The sequence below is a fragment of the Pseudoalteromonas sp. GW168-MNA-CIBAN-0100 genome (assembly GCF_040309225.1).
GTDB classification, from domain to species: Bacteria; Pseudomonadota; Gammaproteobacteria; order Enterobacterales; family Alteromonadaceae; genus Pseudoalteromonas; species Pseudoalteromonas arctica.
Genome location: NZ_JBEOOL010000239.1, coordinates 1 through 357 on the forward strand (window position 1 = coordinate 1; position 357 = coordinate 357).

Annotated in this window: 1 protein-coding gene; it reads right to left on the minus strand. The window is 43.4% G+C overall.

The window, feature by feature from the left end; all coding sequences use genetic code 11:
* A partial coding sequence (locus tag AAEY62_RS20910; protein ID WP_502935530.1) for a Mu transposase domain-containing protein occupies nucleotides 1-321 on the minus strand: 321 nt, incomplete at its 3' end.
* Nucleotides 322-357 lie beyond the last annotated feature (36 nt).

Consider the following 357-nt stretch of genomic DNA (forward strand, 5'->3'; position numbering starts at 1 on the left):
TTCCCAAATAGCTTTGTAATTGTCGCTTGGAAGTAAGTCGTCACGTAGTTGTGAGTAGCGAAATGCCAATGGTTTTTTAACCAGTGCGTCAATAACATGCAAGTAACTAATATTACGTGCACGGCATCCTTTAGAAGCATAGACACGCGCTAACGTTTGAACTAAATCGCTGCCATAGTGCAGCTCTAAACGGTTGTCATATAAACGAACCAGTAATCGGCTACCAATAAGGCGTGACGGGACGCTATAGGTAACACGTTTCAATGAAATAGTACTCGTACGTGACACCGTTAGATAATGCTCGGTGTAATTGACGCTCATCGTCCGTGGTAAAGCATGTAATTGTCGCTGCTCTAC